Origin of the sequence: Chamaesiphon sp. VAR_69_metabat_338 (genome assembly GCF_031423935.1) — a bacterium.
Lineage (GTDB): Bacteria > Cyanobacteriota > Cyanobacteriia > Cyanobacteriales > Chamaesiphonaceae > Chamaesiphon.
The window spans coordinates 1-1,732 of the sequence record NZ_JANPGM010000398.1 but is presented as its reverse complement, the minus strand read 5'-3'; the positions used below and the strand labels follow the sequence as shown (position 1 = coordinate 1,732).

Below are 1,732 nucleotides of genomic sequence, written 5' to 3'. Positions count from 1 at the left end.
CGACGACTTCATGTTTACCTTGCAATTTTTCGAGGGTATTAACATCGGTGGAGTAGCCGGATTGAGTTTTGCGAATACTTTTGGTATCTAAGCCGAGTTTTTCAAATAAGATGTGTCCCAATTGTTTGGGTGAACCGAGATTAAATTTCTCCCCTGCAAGTGCGTAGGTTTGCTCCTCGATTTTGGCTAAGTCTTCAGCTAATACAAGCGAGAGTGTTTTCAGATACTCAGCATCGATATTAATACCCCGATCTTCCATCGCGGCGAGAATCGGTTCGAGTGGTAATTCGATTTCTTGCAACAGCGCAAGTAACTTCGGTGCGGCGGCTAATTCGGCTGTGAGGATGCCGTGAAGGCGGTAGGTACCCCAGACATCCATCCCGCAATATTCGGCTACCAAAGGGATACTAACACTTGCGATAGTCTGTCCTTTTGGTACTAAGTCATCGTAACTCTGGGCGACGACGCTCAGATAGCGGCTGGATAAATCCGTGAGGTTATGGCTGCTGTCGGGATTAAGGACGTAGCTTGCCAGCATCGTATCGAAGACAACGCCTTGAAGGTTGATGCCTTGGTTTTTAAATACCAATCGATCGAATTTAGCATTCTGCAATACCTTCGGGTAAGTCGCAGATTCGAGAATCGGTTTGAGACTTGTAAGAACTAATTGCAGTTCTAAATTATCACCCAATTCGTGCCCGATCGGAATATATGCCATTCGATCTGGTTCGGCTCCCCAACAACAACCAATCCCGACTAATTCCGCATTGCGCGGTTCTAAATCGGTAGTTTCCGTATCCCAAGCCACGGGACGATCTGGATCGGTATGTTGCTGAAGATTGGTAATTAAAGCCTGTAATTTGGCTTCAGTATCGATAACTTGCGGCTGAATCGGCGACAGTTTGCTAAGTTGAAACTTATCAGTATCCTCAGCACTAAAGAACCACATATCGTCACCACCATCATCGGTAACAATCGATCCGCGTGGAGTAACAATCTCATGAATTGCTTCGTGGGGGCTGTTGATACTCTCGGGATTGGGAGCCGCCGCACCACCGAAAGCCTCCTGCAGTTTCTCGATATCTTTACTAAATCGATGTAATTCTAATGTTTGTAAGATTGGCTGCACCTGTGCAAAATCAAACCCAGTTAATTTTGTCTCTGGTAACTCGACTTCTAACGGTACATCAGTAATAATTTTCGCTAAATACTGAGAATGATCTGCATCATCCTTACCCGCAATCAGCTTCTTCCCATTCGCACCTGGAATCTCCTCCACGCGATCGTAAATAGTCGCCAGATCTCCGTATTCATTCAATAACTTCACCGCCGTCTTATCGCCAATCCCCCGCACCCCAGGAATGCTATCCGACTTATCCCCACACAACGCCTTATAATCGACAATCTGCGCCGCAGTCACCCCCATCTTATCGATGACACCTTGCTCGTTCATTTCCACTACCGAAGGGCCACTTTGAGCAAAAGCTGAAGTCATGTACAATACACTCACTCGAGCGCGATCGCTCACCAGTTGAAACATATCCTTATCACCAGATAAGATCTTCACCTGATAACCTTCGCGGCTAGCTCTCCCCGCCAGCGTCCCCAACACATCATCCGCCTCAAATCCCACCGCCGTAATCGTCGGTAAATTTAACGCCGTCAATAGTTGGTAGAGGTTCTGAATATCGATCGTGAAATCTTCCGGCGTTTCCACTCGATCGGCCTTATA

Annotated in this window: 1 protein-coding gene; it reads right to left on the bottom strand. The window is 46.9% G+C overall.

The window, feature by feature from the left end:
- A partial coding sequence (locus RMO84_RS11120; RefSeq protein WP_310488529.1) for a DNA polymerase occupies window positions 1-1,732 on the bottom strand: 1,732 nt, incomplete at both ends.